This is a genomic window from Neoroseomonas rubea, assembly GCF_016106015.1.
GTDB lineage: Bacteria > Pseudomonadota > Alphaproteobacteria > Acetobacterales > Acetobacteraceae > Neoroseomonas > Neoroseomonas rubea.
Genome location: NZ_JACADQ010000326.1, coordinates 1 through 4,766, shown reverse-complemented (window position 1 = coordinate 4,766; position 4,766 = coordinate 1). Strand labels below are relative to the sequence as shown.

General features: G+C 71.7%; 4 protein-coding genes. 2 read left to right on the top strand and 2 right to left on the bottom strand.

Annotation, left to right across the window (positions count from 1 at the left end; all coding sequences use genetic code 11):
• Positions 1-71 precede the first annotated feature (71 nt).
• Positions 72-929: an NAD(P)-dependent oxidoreductase gene (locus tag HW577_RS20930; RefSeq protein ID WP_198378058.1), complete on the bottom strand. Its 858-nt coding sequence runs from the start codon at positions 927-929 to the stop codon at positions 72-74.
• A 28-nt stretch (positions 930-957) separates the two neighbouring features.
• Here HW577_RS20930 and HW577_RS20925 point away from each other — a divergent pair, with 28 nt between their 5' ends.
• Positions 958-1,464 carry a GtrA family protein gene (locus HW577_RS20925; protein ID WP_332837772.1) on the top strand — a complete coding sequence of 169 codons (507 nt, stop codon included), beginning with the start codon at positions 958-960 and terminating at the stop codon, positions 1,462-1,464.
• A gap of 3 nt (positions 1,465-1,467) precedes the next feature.
• Here the strand turns inward: HW577_RS20925 and HW577_RS20920 are convergent, their stop codons facing one another.
• Positions 1,468-2,655, bottom strand: coding sequence for a glycosyltransferase family 2 protein (locus tag HW577_RS20920; RefSeq protein WP_198378057.1), 1,188 nt, complete (start codon positions 2,653-2,655; stop codon positions 1,468-1,470).
• Between the two features lie 272 nt (positions 2,656-2,927).
• On the opposite strand from HW577_RS20920, the gene HW577_RS20915 reads away from it, so the two are divergent.
• Entirely contained in the window at positions 2,928-4,694 is a 1,767-nt protein-coding gene (locus tag HW577_RS20915; protein ID WP_232475109.1) for a type I secretion system permease/ATPase, read from the top strand.
• The last annotated feature ends 72 nt before the right edge of the window (positions 4,695-4,766 follow it).

The following is a 4,766-nucleotide window of genomic DNA, read 5'->3' as shown; positions in this document are numbered from 1 at the left end:
CGCCGGAACCGCGGTCCGCCTGCTTCTTCTCGCCTAGCCTTCGGCGGCGGCCCCGCGACCGGAGCGACCCGTCAAGCCGTCCCGCCGCCCAGGATCGCCGCGGCCAGGCGGTTGAAGTCGGCCTCGTCGGGGGCCGCGTCCGCCAGCGCCTCCCAGGCCGCCGCGGCGCGCGCGGTGGCGTCGAGCGGCGCGTCCACGGATTGCGCGAGGCCCAGCGCGAGGCGGACATCCTTGCGCATCAGCCCGGCCGAGAAGCCGGAATCGAAGGTCCCGGGCAGGATCCAGCGCGGCCAGTTCACCTCCGTCGCGGCCGAGCGGCCGGTCGCGCCGTTGATCACGGGCAGCAGCGCCTCCGGCGCCACGCCCGCCGCCGCGCCGAGGCGCAGCGCCTCGGCCGAGACGACGAGGTTCGTCGCGACCAGCAGGTTGTTCACCAGCTTGGCGACCTGCCCCGCGCCGGACGGGCCGATGTGCAGCACCCTCGCGGCGAGCAGGTCGATCACCGGCCGCGCGCGCGCCAGCGCCGCCCCATCCCCGCCGATCATCATCGCGAGCGTGCCCGCTGCCGCGCCCGCCGGCCCACCCGAGACCGGCGCGTCGAGATAGGCGCAGCCCCAACTCTCGGCTGTCGCGGCGAAGCCGCGGGCCTCGGCCGGCGCGAGGGTGGAGGTGTCGAGGATGACGCTGCCCTTGGACAGCACCGGAAGGACCGCAGACAGCACCGTGCCGACCGCGCCGGCATCCGGCAGGGAGAGGATCACCTCGGGCCCGACCGCGCCACCGAGGCCGCCCGGCACGGCGGCACCCGCCGCGGCGGCGGCGGCGCGCCGCTCCTCCTCGAGGTCCCAGGCGCGCGGGGTGCGACCCGCGGCGATCAGGCGGCGCAGCATCGCGAAGCCCATGTTGCCGAGCCCGATCACGGCGACCATCGCCACACTCCTCGATTTGCGATCCACCGTGACAGCGCCCCCGGGGCTGGGCAAGCGGCGGCGCCGGCCCTACACCCGCCCCATGAGCGACCTGCCCATGATCGGCCCCCTGCTGGTGCGCCTGCTCGGCCCGGCGCGGGCGGCGCTGGCGCAGGAATTCCTGCGCTTCGGCGTCGTCGGCACAGTCGGCTTCGTGGTCGACACCACCGTGCTCTACGGGGCGCTCGCGCTCGGCGCGGGGCTCTATGGCGGGCGCGCCATCTCCTACGTCACGGCGGCGACGACGACGTGGCTGCTCAACCGGCTCTGGACCTTCCGCAACCGGGCGGGCGGGACGTCGGCGCACCGGCAATGGGCGCTGTTCGTGATCGTGAACCTGGGCGGCTTCGCGCTGAACTACGGGACCTACGCCGCGCTCGTCACCTTCGTGCCGCTGGTCGCGGCCTGGCCGGTGCTGGGCGTCGCGGCGGGCTCGATCGCCGGCATGTTCTCGAACTTCTTCCTCTCGCGCGCGCTCGTCTTCGCGCCGCGCTGAGGCTCAGCCGCGCGGTCGCATCATCCCGAGCACAGCGATGAAGAAGGCGCCGAAGGCCAGCTGCAGCCCGAGCAGCATGGCAGTGACAGAGGCGATCGCGAGCCGCAGCGCGCCCGTGCCGCGCAGTTCTCCGAAGCGCTCCGCGCCCCAGATCGCCACCGTCGCGGCGCCGAGGCCGAGGCCCGCCAGCACCAGGATCCCGGCCACGATGAGCGCCGGCTCCAGCCCGAAGCGGGCGAGCGCGGCATTGAGCGCGCGGGACTCAGGCACCATGCCCATCTGCGCGCCGTAGATGCGCGAGAAGACCCAGAACTGCACGGCCTGGAAGCCCATCACCGTCGCGCCGGATGCATAAAGCAAAGTATGCACATCGAAGGTCAGCCCGAAGGCGCGCGCCGGGCCCGGCAGCAGCACCGCCATAGCCGCAAGCCCGGCCAGCGCCAGCGCAAGCCCCGGATAGAGGAACAGCCAACGCGGGCAGAACACGAGCAGGAAGCGCAGGTGCCGCCAGCCATCCCGCCAGGACCGCAGATGCGGCGGCCGCGACCGCCCGTCCGGCGAGAGGGTCGTCGGCACCTCGGCGATGCGCAGCCCCTGCATCGTCGCCTTCACCACCATCTCGGAGGCGAATTCCATCCCCGGCGCGCGCAGGTCGAGCCCCAACATCGCCTCCCGCCGGAAGCCGCGCAGGCCGCAATGGAAGTCGCCCACCGGGCTGCCATAGAAGACGCGCCCGATGGTCGAGAGCACGGGATTGCCCAGGTAGCGATGCAACGGCGGCATCGCACCTGGCTTGATCCCGCCGCGGAAGCGGTTGCCCATCACCAGGTCGAAGCCTTCGCGCAGCTTGGCAAGGAAGGGGTCGAGGGCGGAAAAATCGTAGGAATCGTCGCTGTCGCCCATCACGACGAAGCGCCCGCGGGCAGCGCGGATGCCGGTGATCAGCGCCGCGCCGTAGCCGCGCTCGGGTACGGGCACCACGCGCGCGCCGAGCCGCTCGGCGATCGCCTGGCTGCCGTCGGTGCTGCCATTGTCGGCGATCAGCACCTCCCCGGCCACGCCGCTGCGGGCGAGGTAGCCCATGGCCTTCGCGACGCAGGTGCCGATCGTCTCGGCCTCGTTCAGGCAGGGCATGAGGATGGTGAGTTCGACCGTCCCGGCCTCGGCCTCATCGGCCATGATCACGTCCATGCGGCCACGTCCTCCCGCGCGCCGGGCCCCGCCGGGCGCCGCCTTCGGATGGGCCCGCCAAGGGGTTTCGGCAACCCCGACGTGACGAATGGTGTGCTAGGATGGGTTGTGCGCATGAGAGGCAGCCCAGGAGAGTCTTAAAAACTTGTAAATTTCTTATTCTTTGCCCTAACCTCCTGGCAACAAGACGCCTATTGATGTGACGGCCAGCGACGCCGCGCCCCCCGCCACGGCGCAATGATGCTGGCACTTGGAAAGGATGGCTGCGATCCATGGCTCCTGATCCGAGGATGGTCCTCGGCGAGACCCCCCCGGCGCAGACGGCGCTCGCCCGGGCGCTCGCCGCCTGCCGCAGCCAGTTCATGGCCGTCGGCGTGTTCAGCGGCGTGGTCAACGTCCTGCAGCTCACCGTCTCGCTATACATGATGCAGGTGTTCGACCGGGTGCTCGCCACCCGCAACCTCGACACGCTGCTCTACCTGACGCTCATCGCCATCGCGGCACTCGGCCTGCTCGCCGTGCTGGAAGCGGCGCGCTCGCGCATCATGCACCGCATCGGCGGCTGGATGGAGGAGAAGGTCGCGCCGGAAGGCTTCGCCCGCGCGGTGGAAAGCCAGCTGCGCGGCCGCCCCTACCGGATGGAGGCGCTGCGCGACCTCGCAGTCTGCCGCGGCTTCATCGCCTCCCCCGGCGCGCTCTCGCTCTATGACGTGCCCTGGGTGCCGGCATACCTGCTCGTGATCTTCGCGCTGAATCCGATTCTCGGCGCCGTCGCGGCGGTCGGCGCGCTGCTGCTCTTCGGGCTGACGGTGCTGAGCGAGGTCGCGACCTCGAAGCTGCTGCGCGAGGCGAACACCGGCGCCATGGTCTCCCAGCGCCGCGCCGAATCGATCGTGCGCAACGCCGAGGTCATCGACAGCATGGGCATGCTGCCTGCCGTCATGGCGCGCTGGCGCATCGGCGTCGCCGAGATGACCGCGCCGATGAACCGCGCCATGGACCGCGCCGCGCCGCTGCTCGCCATCACGAAGTTCACCCGGCTTGCGGTGCAGGTCGCGATCCTCGGCCTGGGCGCCTATCTGGTGCTGCAACAGCAGATGACCGCGGGCGCGTCGATCGCCGCCTCGATCATCATGGGCCGCGCCCTCGCGCCCGTCGAACAGCTGATCGGCGGCTGGAAGCAGCTGGTGCAGGCGCGGCAGTCCTGGAAGCGGCTGCAGGCCTTCCTGGTGCTGCCGCGGCTGCGCCCGCCCGGCATCCCGCTGCCCGAACCCCGCGGCCGGCTCGCGGTGGAACGCGTGACCTTCGGCTTCCCGGGGTCCGGCGTCGCGGTCATCAAGGGCGTCTCCTTCGCGCTCGAACCCGCCGAAAGCCTGGCCATCATCGGCCCGTCGGCGGCAGGCAAGACCACGCTGATCCGCCTGCTGACCGGCACGCTGCAATGCAATTCCGGCGCGGTGCGGCTCGACGGCGCCGATGTCTACACCTGGCAGCGGGAGGATTTCGGCCGCCATGTCGGCTACCTGCCGCAGGATGTCGAACTGTTCGATGGCACGGTGATCGACAACATCTCCCGCATGGCGGAAGCCCCGGCCGAAGCGGTGTTCGACGCGGCCAAGCTCGCCGGCGCGCATGAGATGATCCTGCGCCTGCCCAAGGGCTACGAGACCGAGATCGGCGAGGGCGGCCAGCACCTGTCCGGCGGGCAGCGCCAGCAGATCGGCCTGGCCCGTGCCATGTTCGGCAACCCGAAGCTGATCGTGCTCGATGAGCCGAACAGCAACCTCGACGGCGATTCGGAAGCCGCGCTGCTCGGCGCGCTGCAGGAACTGCGCAAGAGGGGGACGACGGTCGTGCTCGTCTCCCACCGCCCCGTCCTCGTGCAGGGGGTGGAGAAGGTGCTGCTGATGCGCGACGGCGCGGTCGAGATGTTCGGTCCGCGCACCGAGGTGCTGAAGAAGATCATGAAACCCGCCCAGCCCACGCCGATCCCGGCCCCGCAGGCCGCGCGCGCCGAGCCGAAGGGAGCCCAGGCATGAGCGAGCCCGCCATCGCCCCCGGCCCGGTGCCTGCCGCCCCGCCGCCGGCGGCCAATGCCGCCCCGCACCCTG